1 protein-coding gene is annotated in these 1,409 nt (G+C 74.2%); it reads left to right on the top strand.

The annotated features are described in order from the left end of the window. On the top strand, positions 1-1,409 hold a 1,409-nt coding region (locus tag AC1D01_RS34580), incomplete at both ends, for a DUF4118 domain-containing protein (RefSeq protein WP_477874015.1).

The raw sequence follows: 1,409 nt of genomic DNA, 5'->3' as shown, positions 1-1,409 counted from the left end.
GCGAAGAACTTCTTCCGCAAGGGCAACCTGATGGCGCTGCGCGAGCTGGCGCTGCGCCGCACCGCCGATCGCGTCGAGGACGACGTGCAGGCCTACCGCAGCGACCGCGCGATCGCACAGGTCTGGAAGACCGAGGGCGCGCTGCTGTGCTGCATCGGCCCGCAGCCGGGCGCCGAGCAGGTGGTGCGCAGCACCGCGCGGCTGGCGCAGCAGCTGGCCGTCAGCTGGCATGCCGTCTATGTCGAGACGCCGGCCCTGCAGCGGCTGCCCGGCGCGCGCCGCGAGGGCATCCTGCAGGCCGTCAAGCTGGCCCAGGCGCTGGGCGCGCGCAGCGCGGTGCTGTCGGGCCAGGATGTCGCCGAGGTGCTGGTCGCGCATGCGCGGCAGCACAACCTGTCGAAGCTGGTGATGGGTTCGGGCGACCCGCGCTGGTGGTGGCCGGGGCGCGGCACGGGCCAGGCGGTGGCGCGCCTCGCGCCGGACATCGACCGCATCGAGCTCGGCGCCGCACCGCGCGGCCGGCCATCGGCCGCGCCGGCGGCGCAGCCCGAAACCGAAGGAAGCGTGGTGTCGCCGCTGCGCCGCTACGCGCTGGCCGCGGCCGCCTGCGCCGTGACCGCGCTGGTCACGCACGGGCTGGTGCCGTACTTCGACCTCGCGAACATCGTGATGGTGTTCCTGCTGTCGGTGGTCTGCGTCGCGGTCGGGCTGGGGCGCGGCCCGGCGGTGCTGGCGGCGTTCGTCAACGTCGCGGCCTTCGACTACTTCTTCGTCGTGCCGCGGCTGTCGTTCGCGGTGTCCGACGCGCAATACCTGCTGACCTTCGCGATCATGCTGATCGTCGGGCTGGTGACCGGGCAGCTGACCGCCGGCCTGCGCTTCCAGGCGCGCGTCGCGACGCACCGCGAGGCCCGCTCGCGCGCGCTCTTCGAGGCCGCCCGCGACCTGTCGAACACGCTGACGCGGGAGCACGCGGTCGAGGTGGCGCAAGCCGTCATCGCGCGCGAGTTCCGCGCCGGCGTCGCCGTCTTCGGGCTCGACCTCGACGAGCGGCTGCAACCGCCGCAGCCGTTCGCCGCCGGGCTCGACCAGGGCACCGCGCAGTGGGTGCTCGACCACCACCAGCCGGCCGGGCTCGGCACCGACACGCTGCCCGGCAGCGCCTGGCTCTACCTGCCGCTGAAGGCGACGATGCGCTCGCGCGGCGTGCTGGCGGTGCAGCCGCAGCAGCCGCGCCTGCTGCTGGTGCCGGAGCAGCGCCGCCAGCTGGAGACCTTCGCCGCGCTGGCGGCGATGGCGCTGGAGCGGGTGCACTACATCGAGGTCGCGCAGCACGCGACGGTGCAGATGGAATCCGAGCGGCTGCGCAATTCGCTGCTCGCGGCGCTGTCGCACGACCTGCGCACGCC

The sequence above is a fragment of the Rhizobacter sp. P3_B12 genome (assembly GCF_056402895.1).
The sequence above is the reverse complement of the archived record's forward strand: the minus strand, read 5'-3'. Positions and strand labels throughout refer to the sequence as shown.